The organism is Actinomadura formosensis NBRC 14204, from assembly GCF_001552155.1.
Lineage (GTDB): Bacteria > Actinomycetota > Actinomycetes > Streptosporangiales > Streptosporangiaceae > Spirillospora > Spirillospora formosensis.
This window is the reverse complement of record NZ_BCQQ01000047.1, coordinates 1-20,641: the sequence shown is the minus strand read 5'-3', so window position 1 is coordinate 20,641 and position 20,641 is coordinate 1. Positions and strand designations below refer to the sequence as shown.

Here is a 20,641-nt window from a genome sequence, read left to right as displayed (position 1 = left end):
GGTGCCTGTGCGGACGGCCACCCCCTCTGGCCACCGTCATGGTGTTAGCCGGTGATGGCCGCATAGGCGCAGGTCCAGAAGTCGCGGAGGACGGACGGCGGGGTCGGGGACGTCAAGTGACGCTGGGTGAGCAGGACACCGATCAGCCCCTCGGACGGGTCGGTGTAGACGGACGTCCCGGTGCCGCCCGACCAGCCGAAGCGGCCGGGGACGTCACCGCGGTCCACATGCCCGGCCAGCACCTCCCCCATGTGCCGAAGCCGCGCCGCCGACAGGCCCGGATCGTTCATCGTCACCTCCCTTTCCCGGGGTGAGACCCGCCCGGGCGGCGGAATTCATCGCGCCGAGCGCCCGAGACCGGGAATGAGCGCGCCCGCCGGCGCGAGCCGCGCCGGGCCGTCGGGGTCGTGCCGGTGGCGGCGACGGTGGGACCGACCGGGGGCGGAGCCGGCATCGACTTTGGTCGGTGCCGGTGCCGCCGCACCCACGGCTAGCCTTTGGCCGGTGAACGAGACGACGTTCGGCCTGGTGGGCACCGATGCGCGGCACCGCCGCAGGCTCTCCGGCGCCGCGGCCGTGTTCGCCGTGTCGGGTGCCCTGACCGCGCTGACGGTGTGGGGCCGGTCGAACGCCGGCGGCCCGCTCACGCTCGACCTCGTGGTGGGGACGGCGGGCTGGCTGCTGTCGCCGCTGCTGCTGTGGCGTCCGGTCCCGGCGGCGTTCGCGCTGAGCGCGCTGGCGGCGCTGTCCCCGGCGGCCACCCCGGTGTCCAGCATGGGCGTGCTGCAGGTCGCGCAGCGCCGCCCGTTCCCGGTCGCGGCGGCGGCCGGGGCGGCGGGGATCGGAGCGCACGTCGTGCAGGGGCTGTGGCGGCCGAATGGCGGGATCTCGTTCGGCTGGTGGCTGCTGCTGATCGTGGTCGGCTACGGGGCGCTGATCAGCTGGGGGGCGCTGGCGCGGGCGCGGCGCGCGCTGCTGGCGTCGCTGCGCGAACGCGCCCGCCGCGCCGAGGCCGAGCAGGGCCGCCGGGTCGCCGAGGCGCGGATGGCCGAACGGACCCGGATCGCGCGGGAGATGCACGACGTGCTGGCGCACCGGCTGTCGCTGCTGGCCACCTACGCGGGCGCGCTGGAGTACCGGCCCGACGCCCCGCCGGAGAAGCTGGCCGAGGCCGCCGGGGTGGTCCGCGCCGGGGTGCACCAGGCCCTGGACGAGCTCCGCGAGGTGATCTTGCTGCTGCGTGCCGGCGACACCGATGAGGACGATCGGCCGCAGCCCGTGCTGGCCGACCTGCCCCGGCTGCTGGCGGAGGCCCGCGACGCGGGCGGGCGGGTGGAGTTGCGCGACGAGGTGGCCGACGCGGCGGCCCTCCCCCCGGCCGCCGGGCGGACCGCGTACCGGGTCGTGCAGGAGGCGCTGACGAACGCGCGCAAGCACGCGGCGGGATGCGCCGTCCGGGTGGTGCTGGCGGGACGGCCCGGGGACGGCCTGGTCATCGACGTCCGCAACCCGCTGCCTCCGGAGGGCGGGGCCGCTGCCCCGCCGGGCAGCGGGACGGGCCTGGTCGGGTTGACCGAGCGGGTCCGGCTGGCGGGCGGCCGGCTCGACCATCAGGCCGCCGCGGGCGAGTTCCGGCTGCGCGCCTGGCTACCATGGCCGGCGTGACCCGTCCCCTGCGCGTCCTGATCGTGGACGACGACGCGCTCGTCCGCGCGGGGCTGTCGATGATGCTGGACGGGGCGGGCGGCATCACGGTGGCGGGTGAGGCGGCCGACGGCGACGAGGTGCCCGCGGCGGCGGACGCGCACGCACCCGACGTCGTCCTGATGGATCTGCGGATGCCGCGCGTGGACGGTGTCACCGCCACCCGCAGGCTCCGGGCCCGGGCGAACCCGCCCGAGGTCATCGTGCTGACGACGTTCGACTCCGATGAGGACATCCTGCACGCGCTGCGCGCGGGCGCCGGCGGGTTCCTGCTGAAGGACACCCCGCCGGCGCAGATCGTCCAGGCGGTGCGGCAGGTCGCGGCCGGGGACCCCATCCTGTCGCCGCGGGTCACCCGCCGGCTCATGGACCGTGCCGTCACCCGGGCCGGCGCCTACCAGCGGGCCCGCGCCGCGCTCGCCGGGCTGAGCGCCCGCGAGAACGAGGTCGTCCTCCAGATCGCGCGGGGACGTTCCAACGCCGAGATCGCGGCGGAGCTGTTCATGAGCGTGGCGACGGTCAAGGCGCACGTCTCCAGCGTCCTGTCCAAGCTCGGCCTGGACAACCGCACCCAGATCGCGCTGCTGGCCCACGACGCCGGCCTCGCCTGACGTCCGACCCCAGCGTGCCGGGCCGGCCGGCGGGTCCGGCCGTGCCCGACGTCGTCGCGGGCCTCGAACTCCCGGTCGCCCGCCCCGGTCAGGTGCCGACGTAGGCCGCGAGGTGTTCGCCGGTGAGGGTGGAGCGGGCGGCGACGAGGTCGGCGGGGGTGCCCTCGAAGACGATCCGGCCGCCGTCGTGGCCGGCGCCGGGGCCGAGGTCGATGATCCAGTCGGCGTGCGCCATGACCGCCTGGTGGTGCTCGATGACGATGACCGACTTGCCGGAGTCGACGAGCCGGTCCAGCAGGCCGAGCAGCTGTTCGACATCGGCGAGGTGCAGGCCGGTGGTCGGCTCGTCCAGGACGTAGACGCCGCCCTTGCCGCCCATGTGGGTGGCCAGCTTGAGCCGCTGCCGCTCGCCGCCGGACAGGGTGGTGAGCGGCTGGCCGAGGGACAGGTAGCCGAGCCCGACGTCGGCGAGCCGGCCGAGGATGCGGTGCGCGGCCGGCGTGCGCGCCTCGCCGGCGCCGAAGAACTCCTCGGCCTCGGCCACCGGCATCGCGAGCACTTCGCTGATGTCGCGGCCGCCGAGGCGGTGGTCCAGCACCGCTGCCTGGAACCGCTTGCCGTCGCACTCCTCGCAGGTGGTGGCGACACCGGCCATCATCGCCAGGTCGGTGTAGATGACGCCGGCGCCGTTGCAGGCGGGGCAGGCGCCTTCGGAGTTGGCGCTGAACAGGGCCGGCTTCACGCCGTTGGCCTTCGCGAACGCCTTGCGGATCGGGTCGAGCAGTCCGGTGTAGGTCGCCGGGTTGCTCCGCCGCGAGCCGCGGATCGGGGTCTGGTCGACCGACACCACCCCGTCGCGTCCCGAGACCGAGCCGTGGATCAGCGAGCTCTTGCCCGACCCGGCCACGCCCGTCACCACGGCCAGCACGCCGAGCGGAATGTCGACGTCGACGTTCTGGAGGTTGTGCGTCGTGGCGCCGCGGATCTCCAGCGTGCCGGTGGGCGCGCGCACCGTGTCCTTGAGGGCGGCCCGGTCGTCCAGATGGCGGCCGGTGATGGTGCCGCCGGCCCGCAGCCCCTCGACGGTGCCCTCGAAGCAGACGGTGCCGCCCGCCGTGCCGGCGCCGGGACCGAGGTCCACGACGTGGTCGGCGATCGCGATCGTCTCCGGCTTGTGCTCCACGACCAGCACGGTGTTGCCCTTGTCGCGCAGGCGCAGCAGCAGGCCGTTCATCCGCTGGATGTCATGGGGGTGCATCCCGATCGTCGGCTCGTCGAAGACGTAGGTGACGTCGGTGAGCGAGGAGCCGAGGTGGCGGATCATCTTGGTGCGCTGCGCCTCGCCGCCCGACAGCGTGCCCGACGGCCGGTCGAGCGAGAGGTAGCCCAGCCCGATCTCCACGAACGACTCCAGGGTGTCGTGCAGCGCACCGAGCAGCGGCCCGACTGACGGCTCGTCCAGCCCTTTCACCCATTCGGCCAGGTCGCTGATCTGCATCGCGCAGGCCTCGGCGATGTTGATCCCCCCGATCTTCGACGACCGGGCCGTCTCGCTGAGCCGGGTGCCGCCGCACTCGGGGCAGGTGGCGAAGGTGACCGCCCGCTCCACGAAGGCGCGGACATGCGGCTGCAGCGAGTCGACGTCCTTGGACAGCATCGACTTGCGGAGCTTGGGGATCAGGCCCTCGTAGGTCAGGTTGATGCCCTCGACCTTGATCTTGGTCGGCTCCTTGTAGAGCAGGTCGTCCAGCTCTTTCCCGGTGAACTTGCGGATCGGCTTGTCGGCGTCGAAGAAGCCGCAGCCGCGGAAGATGCGGCCGTACCAGCCGTCCACGCTGTAGCCGGGGATCGTGAGAGCGCCCTCGTTGAGGGATTTGCCGTCGTCGTACAGCTGGGTCAGGTCGATGTCGTTGACCGAGCCCCGGCCCTCGCAGCGCGGGCACATGCCGCCGGTGACGGTGAAGCTGCGGCGCTCCTGCACGGTCCGTCCGGCGCGCTCGGAGGTGACCGCGCCCGCCCCGCTGATCGAGGCGACGTTGAAGGAGAACGCCTGGGGTGAGCCGATGTACGGTTTCCCGAGCCGGCTGAAGAGAATGCGCAGCATCGCGTTGGCGTCGGTGGCGGTGCCGACCGTGGAGCGGGGGTCGGCGCCCATCCGCTGCTGGTCGACGATGATCGCGGTCGTCAGCCCTTCGAGCACGTCGACCTCGGGCCGCGCCAGCGTCGGCATGAAGCCCTGCACGAAGGTGCTGTAGGTCTCGTTGATCAGCCGCTGCGACTCGGCGGCGATCGTGTTGAACACCAGCGAGCTCTTGCCCGAGCCGGAGACGCCGGTGAACACCGTCAGCCGGCGTTTCGGGATCTCGATGTCGACGTCTTTGAGGTTGTTCTCGCGCGCGCCGTGCACGCGGATCAGATCGTGGCTGTCGGCGGCGTGCAGCGCGGGCGGCTGCGGGTCCGTCCTCGTGGTCATGCTCATGGTGTCTCCATCTATCATGCGGCGCGCGCCCGGCTGAGGCGTCAGGCCGGCCGGCGGCCGTCGCGCATCAGCTCGCGGCCGGGCAGCTCGTTCACCTCGCGCCAGGCCTGAACGCGGCGCGGGGAGATACGGAACCGGCGGTACGGCGTGGCCGGCCCACGCGGGTCGAAGCCGGTGCCGGGCGCGGGAGCGGGGGCCGGCGCTCATCAGTTCTGGAGCAGCCCGAGGACGTTGCCGTCGGGGTCGGTGACGGTGGCCACCAGGCGGCCGCCGCCGACGTCGTGCGCGGGCTCCTTCACGGTGGCGCCCGCGGCGGTCACCTCGGCCAGCTTCGCCTCGATGTCCGTCACATGCCAGTAGGCCACCGGTGAGGCCGTGTCCTGCGGTCCGCCGCGCGGCACCAGCCCGATGTGCTGGCCCTCGGCGTCGAAGCCGACGTAGTAGGACGCGTCGTGCTGCGGCGGCATGCCGAGCAGTGCGGTGTACACCGCCTTGGCCGCCGCCAGGTCGGACACGGGGTGCAGCACGGTCTTGATTCCCTGGGTGGAAGAGCCGGTCATGGTCACTCCTGAAGTCGTGGGTCATAGCAACGCTGGTGCGTCTTGCGGCGTTCGCAGACGACCGGGAAGCGTCGTTGACGATCACGCTATCCACGGTCCGGCGGGCGGCGCTTCTCGATTCCTGACCGGTCCGGCCACCTGTTTCGCCGCGTGCAACGGCCTGCCGGCCGTCCCCGGGCTCAGATGACGAAGGCGCCGATGCGGGCGGCGGCGCAGGCGGCGTCGGCCGCGCGGTCCGCGTCGGCCCCGCCGGCGGGTTCGCCGGTGATGAACAGCCGGTGGAACAGCGGCGCGACGGCGGCGCGGACGAGTTCGGCGGCGTCCGTCCCGGCGGGGATCTCGCCGCGCCCGGCCGCGCGCCGCACGATGACCGCGGCCTGCTCGTACCGGCGCGCGTAGAAGGCGCGCAGGGCGCGGGCGGCGGCGTCGCTCTGCATGGCGGCCAGCACGAACGCGCGGGCGACGGGCCCCTGCCGGGGGTCGGTGAAGCCGGTCAGGACGAGCCGGGCGAGCACCCGCAGGTCACCGGCGAGCGTGCCGGTGTCGGGAACGGGCCACGGTTCGGCGGCGGCGCGGTCGAGGGCGTCGGCGATGAGCCCGTCGGCGTTGCCCCACCGCCGGTAGACGGTGGTCTTGTGCACGCCGGAGCGGGCCGCGACGTTGTCCACGGTGAGGCCCCGGTAGCCGTGCTCGGACAGTTCGGCGAGCGTGGCCTCCCGGACGGCGTCGCGTACCCTCGCCGACCGTCCGCCGGGACGGACGGTCCCGGGCGCGGTGCCCGTCACGCGCCGGTCCCCCGGTGCCGCCCGGATCTCGGCCGGTCACTTCCCACGCACCGATCGTAACGCAACATCGGTTGCGTTAACCTCGCCGCCGGGCGGAAACAGCTTGAGGGACGAGGGGGGACGATCAATGCCGCAGGGTTCGCACGCCACGATCAGGGAGTACGCGGTCTCCGGCCCGGACGCGGGCCCGTACGGCATCACCGCCGGACCGGACGGCGCGCTGTGGTTCACGCTCGTGCACGCCGGCCGCATCGGCCGGCTCACCACCGACGGCGACCTCACCCTTTACGGTCCCGTCCCCGGCGGCCCGCTGATCATCACGCCGGGCCCGGACGGCGCGCTGTGGTTCACCGCGTTCCAGGACCACGCGATCGGCCGGATCACCACCGGCGGTGAGATCACCGCGTTCCCCCTGCCCGGCGGCTGCGGCCCGTGCGGGATCGCGGCCGGGCCCGACGGCGCGCTGTGGTTCACCCAGATGCACGCCGGCCGCATCGGCCGCATCACCCCCGACGGCCGGGTCGGCGAGTTCCCGCTGCCCGGCGCGGGCACGATGCCGTCGATGATCACAGCCGGGCCGGACGAGGCGCTGTGGTTCACCCTCAACCAGGGCAACGCCGTCGGCCGCATCGCCTCGGACGGCGACGTCGTCGTCCACGCGCTGCCCACCGAGGGCTCGGCGCCGGTGGGCATCACCGCCGGGCCCGACGGCGCGCTGTGGTTCGCCGGGATCGGCGCGGGCCACATCGGGCAGATCACCACCGACGGGAAGGTCACCGAGTTCCCGCTGCCCGACCGGGACGCGCGCCCGCACGCCATCGTCGCCGGCCCCGGTGAGGACCTGTGGTTCACCGAATGGGGCACCGCCCACGTCGGCCGCGTCACCCTCGACGGCCGCGTCTTCGAGCATCCGCTGCCGAGGCCCGGCTGTGAACCGCACGGCATCGCGACCGGCCCGGACGGCGCGCTGTGGGTGGCGCTGGAGTCGGGCGCCCTCGCCCGCGTCACCGTCAGCTGACCCGCCGCGTCCCCGCCCGCGAAAGGACCGGAAAACCGGTCGACGTGATCGGCGGCGCTCATCGAGAACGGCCGGCATGCTCGGCAAGTACCCCCGGACCCGGCGCATCGAGGGGCTCCGGCTCCAGCCGGGCGACCACGACCTCGCCCCCGCACGGCCCGGCCCGATCCGGCGCGCATGTTCACCCTTTGTCGGGATGCGGCCACGTTTAGCCGCTCCCGAGGGGGAACGCCTCCTGGAGGCTTCGAAACGACACGCGGAGGGGGCTGAGGGCTATGAGCATCGTGCGGCCGACGCATGACGGCGAAACCGAGGCCGAGAGCATGGACGTGATCCGGCAGGAGCAGGCGCGTGCGCCGGAGTTCCACCGCGAACGACCGGAGGCGGGCACGGGGGAGCTGGTCCGGCAGGCCGCCCAGCAGGTGTCGGAGCTGATGCGCGCCGAGCTGCGGCTGGCGGTGGCGGAGCTGAAGGACAAGGGCCGCCACGCCGGCACCGGCGCCGGGATGTTCGGCGGCGCCGCGCTGGTGGCGCTGTACGGGGTGGGGGCGCTGCTGGCCGCGGCGATCGCCGCGATCGCGGTGGCGCTGCCGGTGTGGGCCGCCGCGCTCATCATCGGCGCGTTCCTGATGGTGGTCGCCGGGGTGCTGGCCATGATGGGCCGCTCGCAGACCAGGCGCGCCACACCGGCCAAGCCGGAGAAGGCCATGGACGAGGCGAGGCAGGCCGTGGCCGAGCTGAAGGAGAGGGCGACGCACCGATGACCATGCAGGGCAAGCACGGCGCCGAGGCCGGCACCGAGGAACTGCGCCAGGAGGTCGACCGGGCGCGCCACGAGCTCGGCGAGACCGTCGAGCAACTGGCCGCCAAGGCCGATGTGAAGGCGCTGGCCCGGGAGAAGGCCGAGCAGGCCAGGAGCAGGGCGCGCGACGCGGCGGCGTCGGCCTGGCAGTCCGCCGGGTCGCGGGAGAACATGGCCCGGATGCGGCAGGGCGGCCTGGTGGTCGTCTCCGCCGGCGCCGTCACGGCGGCGGCGGTGTGGATGCGCCGGCGGCGCCGCCCGTCCACCACGCGGATCGGGCCGGTGCAGGTCCGCGTCCGCACCGGACGCAAACGCGCCGTCAAGGTACACCGCACAAAACGCTGACGGGGCACGGAGAGGACGATCATGCGCACCCCTGGCGTCATCGCCGACGCACCGGCGACATCGTGGCGAGGGGCGCTGAAACGCACCGTCGCCGAGTTCAAGTCCGACGAGCTCACCGCCTGGGCGGCCGCGCTCACCTACTATTCGGTGCTGTCGATCTTCCCGGCGATCCTGGTGGTGGTGTCGCTGGTCGGCCTGGCCGGCCAGTCCACCACCGACGAGCTGATCAAGAACATCGGGACGCTGGCGCCCGGCGCCGTCCGCGACCTGCTGGTCAGCTCGGTGCGGCAGTTGCAGGGCGGCACCGGCGGCGCCGGCGTCATCGCCGTGGTGAGCCTTCTGGGCGCGGTGTGGTCCGCGTCCGGCTACGTCGGCGCCTTCATGCGCGCCTCCAACATCGTCTACGACATCCCGGAGGGGCGCCCGATCTGGAAGACGGTTCCGGTCCGGGTGAGCGTCACGCTGGTCACGCTGGTGCTGCTGTCGGCGTCGGTGATCGCGGTGGTGGTGACCGGGCCGCTGGCCCGCAAGGTCGGCGACGTCCTCGGTGTCGGCTCGCAGGCGGTGACCGTCTGGAACATCGTCAAATGGCCGGTGCTGCTGATCGTGGTCGCGTTCCTGTTCATGCTGCTGTACTGGTCGGCGCCCAACGTCAAGGGCGGGATGCGCCAGGTCGTCCCCGGCGCGGTCCTGGCGATCCTGCTGTGGCTGGCGGCGTCGTCCCTGTTCGCCCTGTACGTGGCGAACTTCTCCTCCTACAACAAGACCTACGGCAGCCTCGCCGCGGTGATCATCTTCCTGGTGTGGCTGTGGATCACCAACATCGCGATCTTGCTGGGCGCGGAGCTGAACGCCGAACTGGAGCGCAGCCGCGCCATCGCCGCCGGCACGCCTCCCGACAAGGAACCCTACGTCGAGTTCCGCGACACCCGCGGGTTCGACGAGGAGGAGCGCCGCGAGGTCGGCCTGGACAAGGACCAGGACAAGGATCAGGACAAGGACTCCGATACCTCGGCGGCGCCGGAGCGGGGGGCCGCGCCGGAAACGCGCCGCGGGGCGGGGGGCCCGTCCTGAGACCGGCCCCCCGGGCGGGGGTCTCACGGGTGTGCGTTCGCGGGTCGCAGGGGACCGAAGATCGGGAATAGGATCACAGGCATGCTCCGTCCCGCTTACCCGATCGAGACCGAGCGGCTCACCCTGCGGCCGTTCCACGAGGGCGACCTGGAGGGTCTGTACGCCTACCAGTCCCTCCCGGAGGTCGCGCGGTTCCTGTACTGGGAGCCGCGAACGCTGGAGGAGTCGCGGTCGTTCCTGAAGCAGAAGATGAGCGCCTCCATCGTGGAGAGGGAGGGCGACTGGCTGGTCCTGGCGGTGGTGCGGCGCGAGACCGGCGACCTGATCGGCGAGGTCAACCTGCAGTGGCGTAGCCGGGAGCACCGGCAGGGCGAGATCGGCTACGTCTTCAACCCCGCCTACCACGGCAAGGGATTCGCCACCGAGGCCGCCGAGGTCGTGCTGCGGCTGGGGTTCGAGGGCCTGGATCTGCACCGTGTCTGCGGACGCCTGGACGGCCGTAACGCCGCGTCCGCGCGGGTGCTGGAGCGGCTCGGGATGCGCCGCGAGGCGCACCTGCTGCAGAACGAGATGGTCAAGAGCGAGTGGACCGACGAGGTCATCTACGCGATGCTGCGCCACGAGTGGGACGCCCGCACCGGCTCCTGAGCGGTATCACCGCCCGGATGACCCGCTGCGGCGAGCACTCACATCTCCACAGCCCCGCGGGCGTTTCTTGTCACCCGCTCCCGTAGATCGTTTCGGCTGGGGACGGGGACACTCTCCCGGAGTCGCGCGGCCACGGTGGCCGGGCCTGATCCGCGAGGTGAGCAGATGACACCCCCCATCCGCCCTCGATCGCACCGGACGCACCGGCGGCGTTCGCTGGCGGCCGGCTCCGTCGGTGTCGTCCTCGTCGCCGGGCTCGGTGCGGCGGGCACCGGATCGGCGCAGGCGGCGGGCCCGGTCCGGGCCGACGACGGTGCGCGCATCACCGCGGAGAAGAAGGTCGGCCCCCGCACGGTCGACATCACGATCGCCTCCCCGGCGCTCGGCAAGTCGGTGAAGACCCGCCTGCTGCTGCCGGCGAACTGGAGGCGGGGCGCGGCGGGGAGGTGGCCGGTCCTGTACGCCTTCCACGGGGGGCGGGACAACTACACCGCCTGGACGGGGAAGACCGACATCGAGGCGTGGGCGGCCAGGTACAACGTCCTGGTCGTCATGCCGGAGGGCGAAAACGGCTCCTACACCGACTGGTACAACTACGGCAAGGGCGGGACACCCCGGTGGGAGACCTTCCACACCGCCGAGGTGCGCCAGCTGGTGGAGCGCAACTACGGCGCGGGCGCGCGGCGCGCGGCGCTCGGGATCTCCTCCGGCGGCGCGGGCGCCATGGCGTACGCGGCCCGGCATCAGGGGATGTTCAAGCACGTGGCGTCGCTGAGCGGCGTCCTGTCGATGCGCTCGGTCGGGATACCGGCGATGCTGATGTTCATCAACGCCGGCATCGGGCAGGACCCGTTCGCCATCTGGGGCATCCCGGGGGTCGACGACGCCAACTGGGCGGCGCACGACCCGTATGCGCTGGCGCCCGGGCTCCGCGGCACCCGGATCTTCTTCTCGACCGGGACGACGGGCCGTCCGGGCCCGGGCGACCCGGACGTGCCGCCGTGGGACGCCGGCCTGCTGGGCGAGGCCGCGGCCGGCGCGAGCAACAAGGACTTCCAGAGGCGGCTGGACGGGCTGAAGATCCCCTACACGGCGCACTTCTACGGCGACGGCCGGCACAACTGGCCCGCGTGGACCCGTGAGGCGGCCTTCATCTGGCCGGCGCTGATGAAGTCGATCGACGCGCGGAGGGTCTGACGCGCACGGGGCCTGACGCGCGGCGGACGGGACGCGCGGTGCGGGGTCAGGAGCGGCGCAGCCACCGCCACCAGCGTGCGCCGGGCGGGTCGGGCACCGTCAGCGGGTGGTCCTCCACGTCGTAGCGGCGGAGGTAGGCGCCGCTGAACGCCTGCAGGCTGGCGCCGAGCGGCACCGCGAGCAGCACCCCGATGGGGCCGGCGACGGCGGCTCCGGCGAGGACGAGCCCGAACGCGACCGCGGGGTGCATGTCCAGGGTCCGGGCGGTGATGCGGGGGTGCAGCAGGTAGTTCTCCAGCTGCTGGTAGGCGACGATGATCAAGAACAGCCACAGCACGGTCGTCGGAGAGACCGTCAGCGCGATCAGCAGCGGGACGGCGCCCGCCAGGTAGGTGCCGACGGCGGGGATGAACTGCGACACCACCCCGACCCACAGTGCCAGGATCGCCGCGTACGGCACTCCGAGGAGGGCCATGGCGATGTAGTGGGCGACGGCGGAGATGAGGGCCAGCAGCCCGCGCGAGTAGATGTAGCCGCCGGTCTTGTCGACGGCGATCTCCCAGGCGCGCAGCACCTCGTGCTGGCGGCGGGGCGGGAGCAGGGAGCAGACCGTCCGGCGGAACCGCGGCCCCTCGGCCGACAGGTAGAAGGTGAACAGCAGGACGCCGAGGGCCTTGAACACGACACCGAACGCGGTGGCGCCGATCCCCCAGACGTTCTGCGCGAGCGACGACAGGTGCCGCGACAGGGTGCCGGTGACGGTGGGGAGCCGCTGGAACAGGGTGTCCTGCGACAGGTGCGTCCCGAACGTGCCGTTGATCCAGCGGATGGACTCGCGGACGTATCCGGGGAACCCGTCGATGAGGTGGCTGGCCTGGGTGGCCAGCAGCGACCCGATGCCGCCGAGGAACCCGGCGCCCAGTATCGCGACGACGATGAACATCAGCATGGTCGCCGGGCCGCGCCGCCACCCGTGCCGGGCCAGCCAGTTCACCGCCGGTTCGATCGCGAACGCCAGGAACAGCGAGGTGAGCAGGAGTATCAGCAGGCCTCGCAGCCGTCCCAGCAGCCACAGTCCCGCCATGAACGCCAGCACGACACCGCCGGCGAGCACGAACGCCCTCGGCAGCCACGGCGGCATGTGGCGCGGTGCGGGGGCGGCGGGGTGCGCGGCGGGGGCGTCGGGTGGGACGTCTGCGGGCGCGTAGGCGGAGGTCTCGCCGGGCGTCTGCGGCATCTCCGCACGCTAACCGCGCCCCACCCCCTATTCCGGTCATCGTGCCCCATTCCCGCCCGAACTTTTGCCGGGATTTTCAGCCGCCCGCGTCCGGCCCGCCGAGGCCGCGGGGGTTCGCGGAAAAAAATCCGGGGCCGTGTCGATCCGCGGCGACGCCCGTTCGACCTAGGGATGAGAGGGTCCGGGAACAGGGACCCGGAGATCGCAGGGAGACCGATCGTGAAGTACATGCTGATCATGCGCGCCACCGACGAGGCGCTCGCGGGGATGGCGGACATCGACTTCACCAAGATGCTGGAGACCATGGGCAGGTTCAACACGGAGATGATCCGGGCGGGGGTGCTGCTGGCCGCCGAGGGGCTGGCCGACCCCGCCGAGGGCGTGGTCGTCGACTTCTCCTCCGAGCCGCCCGTGGTCACCGACGGCCCCTACGGTGAGACCAAGGAGCTGTTCGGCGGGTTCTACATCCTGAACGTGGCCTCGAAGGAGGAGGCCGTCGAGTGGGCCAGGCGGTCGCCGGTCACCGGCTGGGGCTTCAAGATCGAGATCCGGCGGGTCACCACGATCGACGAGTTCCCGCAGGACAACGAGTGGATCAAGAAGGAGCGGGAGTGGCGCGAGGCCACCGGGCAGCTGTGAGCAAGGGGCGATGACCGATCCGGCGGGCCGGGAGGCCGTCGCCGCCGTGTGGCGGATCGAGTCCGCGCGGATCGTCGGCGCGCTCGCCCGCTACACCGGCGATTTCGCGTTGGCCGAGGACCTGGCGCAGGAGGCGCTGGCCGAGGCGCTGGTGACCTGGCCGCGCGAGGGTGTGCCGCGCAGCCCGGCGGGGTGGCTGCTGACGGTCGGGCGGCGCCGCGCGATCGATGCGTTCCGGCGGCGCGCGGCCCGCGACGGCAGGTACGCCGCCCTCGCCCGCGACCTGGGCGAGGGCGGCATCGCCTCGGGGGCCGCGCCCGCAGGCCCGCCCGGGGACGGGCTGCTGTGGGATCCGGACCGGATCGACGACGATGTGCTGGCGCTGATGTTCATCTCCTGCCACCCGGTGCTGTCGCGGGAGGCGAGGGTGGCGTTGACGCTGCGGGTGGTCGGCGGCCTGACCAGCGATGAGATCGCCCGGATGTTCCTGGCCTCGACCGCCACCGTGCAGGCCCGCATCACCCGGGCGAAAAAGACGCTCGGCGCGGCCCGGGTGCCGTTCGGGGTGCCGCCGCCCGGGGAGCGGGCCCGGCGGCTCGGCTCGGTCCTCAACGTGATCTACCTGATCTTCACTGAGGGGTCCTCGGCCGGCTCGGGCCGCGAGCTGATCCGGTTGGACCTGGCGGGCGAGGCGCAGCGCCTGGCGCGGGTGCTGGCGCGGCTGGTGCCGGACGAGCCGGAGGTCCACGGCCTGCTGGCGCTGCTGGAGCTGACGGCGGCGCGGTTCCCCGCCCGGATCGGGCCGGACGGCGAGCCGGTGCTGCTGGAGCGGCAGGACCGCGGCCGCTGGGACCGGGCCGCGATCGGCCGGGGGCGCGCCGCGCTGGCCCGCGCGGAGCGGGCCGGGCGGGGCCTGGGCGCCTACGGGCTGCAGGCGGCGATCGCCGAATGCCACGCCGTCGCCGCGTCGGCCGACGCCACCGACTGGGAGCGCATCGTCCTGCTGTACGAGGCGCTCGGCCGGCTCGCGCCCTCCGCGGTGATCGAGCTGAACCGGGCGGTGGCGGTCTCGATGGCGCAGGGGCCGGCCGCGGCGCTGCCGATCGTGGAGGGGTTGGCGGCGGCCGGGGCGCTGCCGAACTCGCATCTGCTGCCGGCCGTGCGGGGGGAACTGCTCACCCGCCTGGGACGCGCCGCCGAGGCGCGCACCGAACTGGAGCGCGCCCTGCGGCTGTGCGGCAACGACCGCGAGCGGACGGTCCTGGAACGCAAGCTCGCCGCCCTCCCCTGGCCCGCGGGGCCGCCGGTGTCCTAGGCGCCCGCGGGAGGGGTGGCGCCGGGCGGCGGGGTGAATTCGGGCTGGTCGAGGACGCGGAGCCAGCTGCCGTCGGGCTGGCGGCGGGCGACCTGCGCGCGGGCCCCGGTCCCGTCGGCGGGCGGGGTGGAGGTGAGGGCGAGGTCGCCGCTGATCAGGGTCGGCAGCGGTTCCTCCGGCTCGAAGCGGGGACGGGCGGCCAGCACCTTCTCCCACAGTGCGCGGATGGCGTCGCGGCCCACGGTCTGGGAGCCGGGCGGGTAGGCCAGCACCGCGTTCTCCTCGTAGAGCGCGGCGACGCCGGCCGCGTCGCCGGCGTTGGAGCGTTCGACGAACAGCCGTGTGAGGTCCTCGGGCCGCATGGCCTTGGCGTAGTGGGTCATGGCTTCCTCCATGGGTGTCTGCCGGTTTCACCGTCCATCCTGGTCACAGCCCGTCCAGAAGTCCAAGAGATGGATGTTCTGCGAGCCAGAAGCAGCGCTTATGCCATGTGGTGAAGGGCGGGTCTGCCGGGATGAGGCAGGATGCCGGGTATGAGCGAGCTCTTCACGCATCGGCTGCGGGTGCGCTACAGCGAGTGCGACCAGCAGGGCGTGGTCTTCAACGGCCACTACCTGTTCTTTTACGACGTGGCGCTGACGGAGATGTGGCGGGCGCTGTTCGGCGACTATGCGCGGATGGTGGAGAACGGCTGCGACCTGGTGGTGGCGGAGGCGCGGATCCGTTACCGGGAGGGCGCCCGGTTCGACGAGCTGCTGGACATCGCGATGCCGGTGGCGCATCTGGGGACGACGAGCCTGATCGTGCGGCCGGTGTTCCGGGTGGAGGGGCGGCTCATCGCCGACGGGGAGGTGCGGCACGTGTTCATCGACCCGGCGTCCAAGGCCAAGAAGGAGATGCCGACGCGGGTCAGGTCGGTGCTGGAGGCCCACCTGGACGGGGCGGGCGGCGCGGCCGCCCCGGCCGGACTCGCGGCCGGGAACGCCTAGCCGCGGCGGCCGGCATTCAGTTTCCGGTGGCCGTTCGGTTTCCGGTGGCGGGGCGGGCGGCGTAGTCGCCGAGGCCGTGTTCGAGGAGGTCGAAGGCGCGGGCGGCGGCGGCGTAGACGTCCTCGCGCATCTCCTGCAGGGTCTCCCCGGCGCGTTTGCGGTCGGCGATCTGCTCGATGAGCACGGTCTGCACGGCGAAGATCATCGCGGCGGCGGTGCGGGGGGCGATGTCGTCGGGGCCGGCGCCGGTGTCCTCGGCGATGAGGTCGGCGAGGTGGTCCTGGGCGCGGCGGCCGATCTCGCGCTGGCGGGCGGTGAGGGCGGGGCTGTCGCGGACGGTCTGCGTCCACGCCTCCGAGCCCTCGTGGAAGGCGGTCCAGTAGGCGCCCGCGTCCAGGCCCTCGAAGAAGCGGCGGCGAAACAGCGCGGCGGCGCCCTCGCCGGGGCGGCGGCCGCGGAACTCGCGTGAGGCCTGCTCGATGATCTCGTCCTGCCGGTCGAAGAACAGGTCCTCCTTCGTCTTGAAGTAGTTGAAGACGGTGTTGACCGACACGTCGGCGGTGCGGGCGACGTCGGCGATGGTGACGTTGTCGAAGCCGCGCGTCAGGAACAGCCCGGTGGCGATGTCGCTGATGCGCCGCCGCGTCTCGCGCTTCTTGCGTTCGCGCAGCCCCGGCTGCGGCCCGGCGGGGGCGAGCTCCTCTCCCATACCGGAAAATATACCTTCACTGGAGTAACTGAAAACTTGGTGTGACTGCAAAATTGGGGTTACTGTGTCGGGGTCGTCTTGAGGAGGTCATGTGATCGACGCACGCGGGCTCGCCCGCACCTTCACCACCGGGCACGGCACGGTCGAGGCCGTCCGCGGCGTGGACCTGGCGGTCGCGCCCGGCGAGATCGTCGGGTTCCTCGGCCCCAACGGCGCCGGGAAGACCACGACGCTGCGGATGCTGACGACGCTGCTGGCGCCGACCGCGGGAACCGCGGCCGTCGCGGGGTGCGACCTGCGCGGCGACCCGGCGGGCGTGCGCCGCCGCATCGGTTACGTCGCGCAGGGCGGCGGCACCGACCCGGCCGTCCCGGCCGGGGAGGAACTGGACCTGCAGGCCCGCCTCTACGGCGTCCCCGGCCGCGGTGAGCGGATCGCCGCGCTGTGCGCCCGCCTGAACCTGCGGGGGCTGGAGGCGCGCCCGGCGGGGTCGCTGTCGGGCGGGCAGCGCCGCCGCCTGGACATCGCGCTCGGGCTGGTGCACCGCCCGCCGCTGCTGTTCCTGGACGAGCCGACCACCGGCCTGGACCCGCAGAGCCGCGGCGACCTGTGGGACCACATCCGCGCCCTGCGCGAGCAGGACGGCACGGCGGTGTTCCTCACCACCCACTACCTGGACGAGGCCGACGCGCTGTGCGACCGGCTGCTGATCATCGACGGGGGCCGGATCGTCGCCGAGGGCACCCCCGCCGAGCTGAAACGCCGGGTCGCCGGTGACGTCCTCACCCTGGAACTGGCGGACGCGTCCGGCGCCGAACCGGCCCGCCGGGCCCTGTCGCCGCACCCGGCCGTCCGCGAGGCCACGGTCACCGGGCGCGGCGTGCGCCTCACCGTCGAGGACGGCGAGAAGGCCCTGATGAGTCTGATCCGGGCCCTGGACGGCGCCGGGGTGGAGCTGGCGTCACTGAGCCTGTCGCGTCCCACCCTCGACGACGTCTTCCGCACCGTCACCGGCCGCTCCCTGCGCGACGCCGCCTGAACCAGGAGTACACGAGGAATGCAGATGTCTTTCACGCGCACGATGTCCGACACCCGGCTGATCTTCCTGCGGTACCTGCGGCAGACGCTGCGCAGCAAGGTCGCGGTGGTGTTCGGGGCGCTGCAGCCGCTGCTGTATCTGGTGCTGTTCGGCCCGCTGCTGTCGGACCTGGTGCAGGTCCGCGGATTCGGCGCGGGCGGCGCCTGGCAGGTGTTCGTGCCCGGGGTGCTGATCCAGCTCGCGCTGTTCGGCGCCGGGTTCGCCGGGTTCGGGCTGATCGCCGATCTGCGGTCGGGGGTGGTGGAGCGGCTGCGCGTCACCCCGGCCAGCCGCACCGCGCTGCTGCTGGGCCGCGTCCTGCGCGACACCGTGGTGGTGGCGTTGCAGGGGGTGCTGCTGGTGGGGGCGGGGCTGGCGCTGGGGCTGCGCGCCCCGGCCGGCGGCATCGCCGTCGGGTTGCTGTTCGTGGTGTCGCTCGCGGTGAGCGTCGCGTCCCTGTCCTATGTGCTGGCGCTGCGGACCCGCACCGAGGACGCGTTCGCGCCGCTGCTGTCGGCGGTGACGCTGCCGCTGATGCTGCTGTCGGGGATCTTGCTGCCGATGAGCCTGGCGCCGGGCTGGCTGGACGTGGTGTCGCGGTTCACGCCGTTCCGGTACGTGGTGGACGCGGCGCGGGCGGCGTTCCTCGGCGACTACGCGACCGCCGCGGTCGCCGAGGGGACGCTGGTCGCGGTGGTGCTGCTGGTGGTGTCGGTGACGCTGGGCGCCCGCTGCTTCCGCCGCGAGAACGCCTGACCCCGGCGGCCGTCACGACGGCGGATTTCGCAGGGGCGTCACGAGGGCAGGGGCACGGCTCCCGGGTCGGCGCCCAGGCGGCGGTCCGGCGACCCGGAGGGCGGCGGGGCGGGCGGGACGTCCGGGCGGGCGGTGGCGGCGCGCTGGGCGATGTAGGCGCCGGCCAGCACGATCGCGCCGCCGGTCAGCTGCACCGGGGTGAGGCGCTCGCCGAGCACGGCCCAGGCGATGAGGGCGGCGGCGACGGCCTCGGTGTAGCAGATCGCGCCGCCGACCTGCGCAGACAGCCGCTGCAGGCCCGCGACGCCGGTGAGGTAGGCGAGGACGGTGCTGACGATCCCGATCCAGGCGACGAGCACCCAGCCGGGGGCGGTGTGCCCGGCGAGCGGGACGTGCGCGGGCAGCACGCCCCACGGCAGCGTCCACGGCGCGGCGAGCGGGACCAGGACGGCGGCGCCGACCACACAGCCGGAACCGGTGATGACCAGGGGGTCGACCTGCCCGGCGAGCCGGTCGACGATGAGGAAGTAGCTGGCCTGGCAGGCGGCGGCGCCGAGCCCGGCGGCCAGGCCGAGCGGGTCCAGCGCCAGGCCCGCCCACACCTGCACGACCAGCGCCAGCCCGGTCACGGCGATCGCGACGCCGGCGGCGGCCGTGCGGTGCACGGGGACGCGGCGCACCAGCCGCAGCCATCCCAGCACGATGACCGGGCCGCTGAACTCCAGCAGGATCGCCACGCCGACCGGCAGCCTGGACGCGGCGACGAAGTAGCACGCCTGGCAGCCGGCGACGCCGGTCAGCCCGTAGACGACCAGGGCGCGCGCGTGGGGGCGCAGGCCGCGCAGCACCGCGCGTCCCCGCAGGGCCGCCACCAGCGGCGCCAGCACCAGCGCCGCGACCGCGATCCGCAGCCACACCGCCTGCAGCGGGCCGAGCCCGGCCTCGATGAGGGCCTTGCCGAACGGCCCGGACGCGCCGAAGCAGACCGAGGAGAACACCGCCAGTCCGAGGCCGAGGCCGCGGGTGCGCGCCGCGCCGTCCATCCACCACCCCCGTCACGCGCCCGCCCTCGCGGCGGCTAATGAGCATCCTGCCACAACAGTCCTTACGGGCCGAGGGGAGGATACCGGCCCGTGACTCCCGCGATGCCGCGGGGCCGCACCGGGCGACTACTATTCGCCGGATGAGCTGGCAGGCGGCCGGGGCGGGGCCCGGCGGAACCGGAGGCGGTCCGAGCGGCGACCTGTTCGCCTCGGTCGAGGGCAACGTGCGCGAGCTGGTGGCCTCACCGTGGTGGCGGGCCGCGCCGCCCGCCGACCGCGCGGCCCAGGTCGCCGCGCGGATGTTGTGGGGCGCCGGCGAATGGTGGCTCTACGGCGCCTGGGGACGCTGGTACCGGTGCGGCCTGGACGGCGCCTGGCACCCCTGCCCGCCCCCGGCCGAGTTCGAGGACCGCCGCGTCGCGGTCCCCGCGCCGCGCGGCGCCGGGACCCCGCCGGTCCCGCCGCAGCTGTTCCCCACCGGCCCCGACCTGTCGGCGGGGCGGGTGGCGCCGCTGGGGTTCCTCGGGCCCGTCCCCGACACCGCCGTCGTGGCGCGCATCTCCCAGGCCCTCACCACCGCGCTGGCGGTCGACCCGCAGCAGTTCGCCCAGCGCGACCCGATGTTCCAGCCCGGCACGCCCAGCACCGTCGCCGCCGCGTGGGGCGCGCTGCTGTGGTGCGCCGGGTCCCCGGTCGTGCTGACCGAGCACCCGCTGATCGAGTCGTTCATCCCGTTCCTGACCACCTCCGCCGACCGGCTGCACTGGATGATGCCGCCCGACTTCGCCACCCTGGCCGGCTACTACATCCACCGGCTCGGCGCCGGCGACGGCGGCGGCGCCGCCCACATCGCCCGCGTCATGTACGAGGTGGCCGCCGGGCTGCAGGCCGACCCCCGGTTCCGGCCCGGCGCCGACGCCCTGGCCGCCGTCACCGCCGCGTCGCTGCGGATGGTCAACCAGGACATGGCCACCGTCCGGTACGGGCCCGACGCCGTTCTGCAGGAATGGCGGCGCCGCTGCCCCGCCGAGTACGCCATCCCGATGGTCCGCGACACCGCGCCCGGCGAGTACCTGCGCCTGGCCCTGTACGACCTGCAGGAGATCGTCGCGGGGCTGACCGGGCCGCGCCCGGCCGCGCCCGGCCGCAGCCACGACGAGGTCCGCCGCGCCGGGATCGCGGTGCTGGCCGCCGACCTGCAGGCCGCGCCGGGCGCGCTGCCGGCGCTGCAGCGCTGGCTGGACCCCGACAGCACCCGCACCCTGCAGGCCGTCCTGTCGGACCCGGCCAATCCGCTGCGGTCGCTGTGGCCGCGCGACGGGCGGCTGTCCGACGCGCTGCGCAGCGCCGACGCCGACGCCCTGGCCGCGCTGCTGGCCACCACCTACACCCTCGGGCTGACGTGGTGCCGGCTCGCGCAGGTCCCGCCGCCGGCGAGCGGGTTCGCGGTGCCGCAGGCGGTCGCGGCGGAACTGACGTCCCCGGCGATGCACACCCCGCCGTCCACCGACGAGTTGTCGGCGTGGGACATCATCAAGGCCGCCCGCGCCCACATGGCCGCCGAGCGCGCCATGTCGGGCACCGACCAGCCGGTCGCGCCGGTGCCCGAGCCGGCGCAGGACGCGCCGGGCCCGCCGCCCGCGGTGGCGCCC

General features: G+C 73.7%; 22 protein-coding genes. 14 read left to right on the top strand and 8 right to left on the bottom strand.

Annotated features, from left to right (window positions below; translation table 11 throughout):
- Positions 1-44: 44 nt before the first annotated feature.
- Positions 45-290 (bottom strand): serine hydrolase, encoded by a 246-nt coding sequence (locus AF1_RS14785; protein ID WP_067798329.1) that lies wholly within the window; start codon positions 288-290, stop codon positions 45-47.
- Positions 291-504: 214 nt separating this feature from the next.
- On the opposite strand from AF1_RS14785, the gene AF1_RS14780 reads away from it, so the two are divergent.
- Together AF1_RS14780 and AF1_RS14775 are read left to right on the top strand one after the other, a co-directional pair.
- Entirely contained in the window at positions 505-1,665 is a 1,161-nt protein-coding gene (locus AF1_RS14780) for a sensor histidine kinase (RefSeq protein WP_242608949.1), read from the top strand.
- Positions 1,653-2,315 (top strand): response regulator, encoded by a 663-nt coding sequence (locus AF1_RS14775; protein WP_067798326.1) that lies wholly within the window; start codon positions 1,653-1,655, stop codon positions 2,313-2,315. The genes AF1_RS14780 and AF1_RS14775 overlap by 13 nt, the downstream gene beginning before the upstream one ends.
- An 88-nt stretch (positions 2,316-2,403) precedes the next feature.
- Here AF1_RS14775 and AF1_RS14770 read toward each other — a convergent pair whose 3' ends face one another.
- From AF1_RS14770 to AF1_RS14760, 3 genes are all read right to left on the bottom strand, one after another.
- On the bottom strand, positions 2,404-4,794 hold the full coding sequence (locus tag AF1_RS14770) for an ATP-binding cassette domain-containing protein (protein WP_067798323.1): 2,391 nt from the start codon (positions 4,792-4,794) through the stop codon (positions 2,404-2,406).
- Between the two features lie 206 nt (positions 4,795-5,000).
- On the bottom strand, positions 5,001-5,354 hold the full coding sequence (locus tag AF1_RS14765) for a VOC family protein (RefSeq protein WP_067798320.1): 354 nt from the start codon (positions 5,352-5,354) through the stop codon (positions 5,001-5,003).
- A 179-nt stretch (positions 5,355-5,533) separates the two neighbouring features.
- Positions 5,534-6,139 carry a TetR/AcrR family transcriptional regulator gene (locus AF1_RS14760; protein ID WP_067798317.1) on the bottom strand — a complete coding sequence of 202 codons (606 nt, stop codon included), beginning with the start codon at positions 6,137-6,139 and terminating at the stop codon, positions 5,534-5,536.
- A gap of 127 nt (positions 6,140-6,266) precedes the next feature.
- On the opposite strand from AF1_RS14760, the gene AF1_RS14755 reads away from it, so the two are divergent.
- From AF1_RS14755 to AF1_RS14730, 6 genes are all read left to right on the top strand, one after another.
- Positions 6,267-7,157 carry a Vgb family protein gene (locus tag AF1_RS14755; RefSeq protein ID WP_067798314.1) on the top strand — a complete coding sequence of 297 codons (891 nt, stop codon included), beginning with the start codon at positions 6,267-6,269 and terminating at the stop codon, positions 7,155-7,157.
- A 275-nt stretch (positions 7,158-7,432) separates the two neighbouring features.
- A complete protein-coding gene (locus AF1_RS14750) occupies positions 7,433-7,921 on the top strand; it encodes a phage holin family protein (RefSeq protein ID WP_084262900.1) in 489 nt (162 codons plus the stop codon).
- Positions 7,918-8,304, top strand: coding sequence for a DUF3618 domain-containing protein (locus AF1_RS14745; protein ID WP_067798312.1), 387 nt, complete (start codon positions 7,918-7,920; stop codon positions 8,302-8,304). The genes AF1_RS14750 and AF1_RS14745 overlap by 4 nt, the downstream gene beginning before the upstream one ends.
- A gap of 21 nt (positions 8,305-8,325) precedes the next feature.
- The gene (locus AF1_RS14740; RefSeq protein ID WP_084262899.1) at positions 8,326-9,378 is read left to right on the top strand and encodes a YihY/virulence factor BrkB family protein; all 1,053 of its coding nucleotides are present in this window, start codon (positions 8,326-8,328) and stop codon (positions 9,376-9,378) included.
- An 81-nt stretch (positions 9,379-9,459) separates the two neighbouring features.
- The gene (locus AF1_RS14735) at positions 9,460-10,026 is read left to right on the top strand and encodes a GNAT family N-acetyltransferase (protein WP_067798309.1); all 567 of its coding nucleotides are present in this window, start codon (positions 9,460-9,462) and stop codon (positions 10,024-10,026) included.
- Between the two features lie 165 nt (positions 10,027-10,191).
- A complete protein-coding gene (locus tag AF1_RS14730) occupies positions 10,192-11,223 on the top strand; it encodes an alpha/beta hydrolase (protein ID WP_067798306.1) in 1,032 nt (343 codons plus the stop codon).
- 46 nt (positions 11,224-11,269) lie between these two features.
- Here the strand turns inward: AF1_RS14730 and AF1_RS14725 are convergent, their stop codons facing one another.
- Entirely contained in the window at positions 11,270-12,460 is a 1,191-nt protein-coding gene (locus AF1_RS14725) for an AI-2E family transporter (protein WP_067798303.1), read from the bottom strand.
- A 219-nt stretch (positions 12,461-12,679) separates the two neighbouring features.
- Between AF1_RS14725 and AF1_RS14720 the strand changes: the two genes are divergently transcribed.
- Together AF1_RS14720 and AF1_RS14715 are read left to right on the top strand one after the other, a co-directional pair.
- Entirely contained in the window at positions 12,680-13,099 is a 420-nt protein-coding gene (locus AF1_RS14720; protein ID WP_067798300.1) for a YciI family protein, read from the top strand.
- A gap of 10 nt (positions 13,100-13,109) precedes the next feature.
- The gene (locus tag AF1_RS14715) at positions 13,110-14,414 is read left to right on the top strand and encodes an RNA polymerase sigma factor (RefSeq protein ID WP_067798297.1); all 1,305 of its coding nucleotides are present in this window, start codon (positions 13,110-13,112) and stop codon (positions 14,412-14,414) included.
- Here AF1_RS14715 and AF1_RS14710 read toward each other — a convergent pair.
- Positions 14,411-14,797 carry a YybH family protein gene (locus tag AF1_RS14710; RefSeq protein ID WP_067798377.1) on the bottom strand — a complete coding sequence of 129 codons (387 nt, stop codon included), beginning with the start codon at positions 14,795-14,797 and terminating at the stop codon, positions 14,411-14,413. The genes AF1_RS14715 and AF1_RS14710 overlap by 4 nt on opposite strands.
- Before the next feature lie 150 nt (positions 14,798-14,947).
- Here AF1_RS14710 and AF1_RS14705 point away from each other — a divergent pair, with 150 nt between their 5' ends.
- The gene (locus AF1_RS14705; protein WP_067798294.1) at positions 14,948-15,403 is read left to right on the top strand and encodes an acyl-CoA thioesterase; all 456 of its coding nucleotides are present in this window, start codon (positions 14,948-14,950) and stop codon (positions 15,401-15,403) included.
- A gap of 16 nt (positions 15,404-15,419) precedes the next feature.
- Here AF1_RS14705 and AF1_RS14700 read toward each other — a convergent pair whose 3' ends face one another.
- Positions 15,420-16,112 carry a TetR/AcrR family transcriptional regulator gene (locus AF1_RS14700; protein ID WP_067798291.1) on the bottom strand — a complete coding sequence of 231 codons (693 nt, stop codon included), beginning with the start codon at positions 16,110-16,112 and terminating at the stop codon, positions 15,420-15,422.
- Positions 16,113-16,203: 91 nt separating this feature from the next.
- On the opposite strand from AF1_RS14700, the gene AF1_RS14695 reads away from it, so the two are divergent.
- A complete protein-coding gene (locus tag AF1_RS14695; RefSeq protein WP_067798288.1) occupies positions 16,204-17,151 on the top strand; it encodes an ATP-binding cassette domain-containing protein in 948 nt (315 codons plus the stop codon).
- 24 nt (positions 17,152-17,175) lie between these two features.
- On the top strand, positions 17,176-17,946 hold the full coding sequence (locus AF1_RS14690) for an ABC transporter permease (RefSeq protein WP_207394149.1): 771 nt from the start codon (positions 17,176-17,178) through the stop codon (positions 17,944-17,946).
- Positions 17,947-17,984: 38 nt separating this feature from the next.
- Here the strand turns inward: AF1_RS14690 and AF1_RS14685 are convergent, their stop codons facing one another.
- Positions 17,985-18,989, bottom strand: coding sequence for an EamA family transporter (locus tag AF1_RS14685; protein WP_067798284.1), 1,005 nt, complete (start codon positions 18,987-18,989; stop codon positions 17,985-17,987).
- Positions 18,990-19,129: 140 nt separating this feature from the next.
- Between AF1_RS14685 and AF1_RS14680 the strand changes: the two genes are divergently transcribed.
- On the top strand, positions 19,130-20,641 hold a 1,512-nt coding region (locus tag AF1_RS14680), incomplete at its 3' end, for a hypothetical protein (RefSeq protein WP_067798281.1).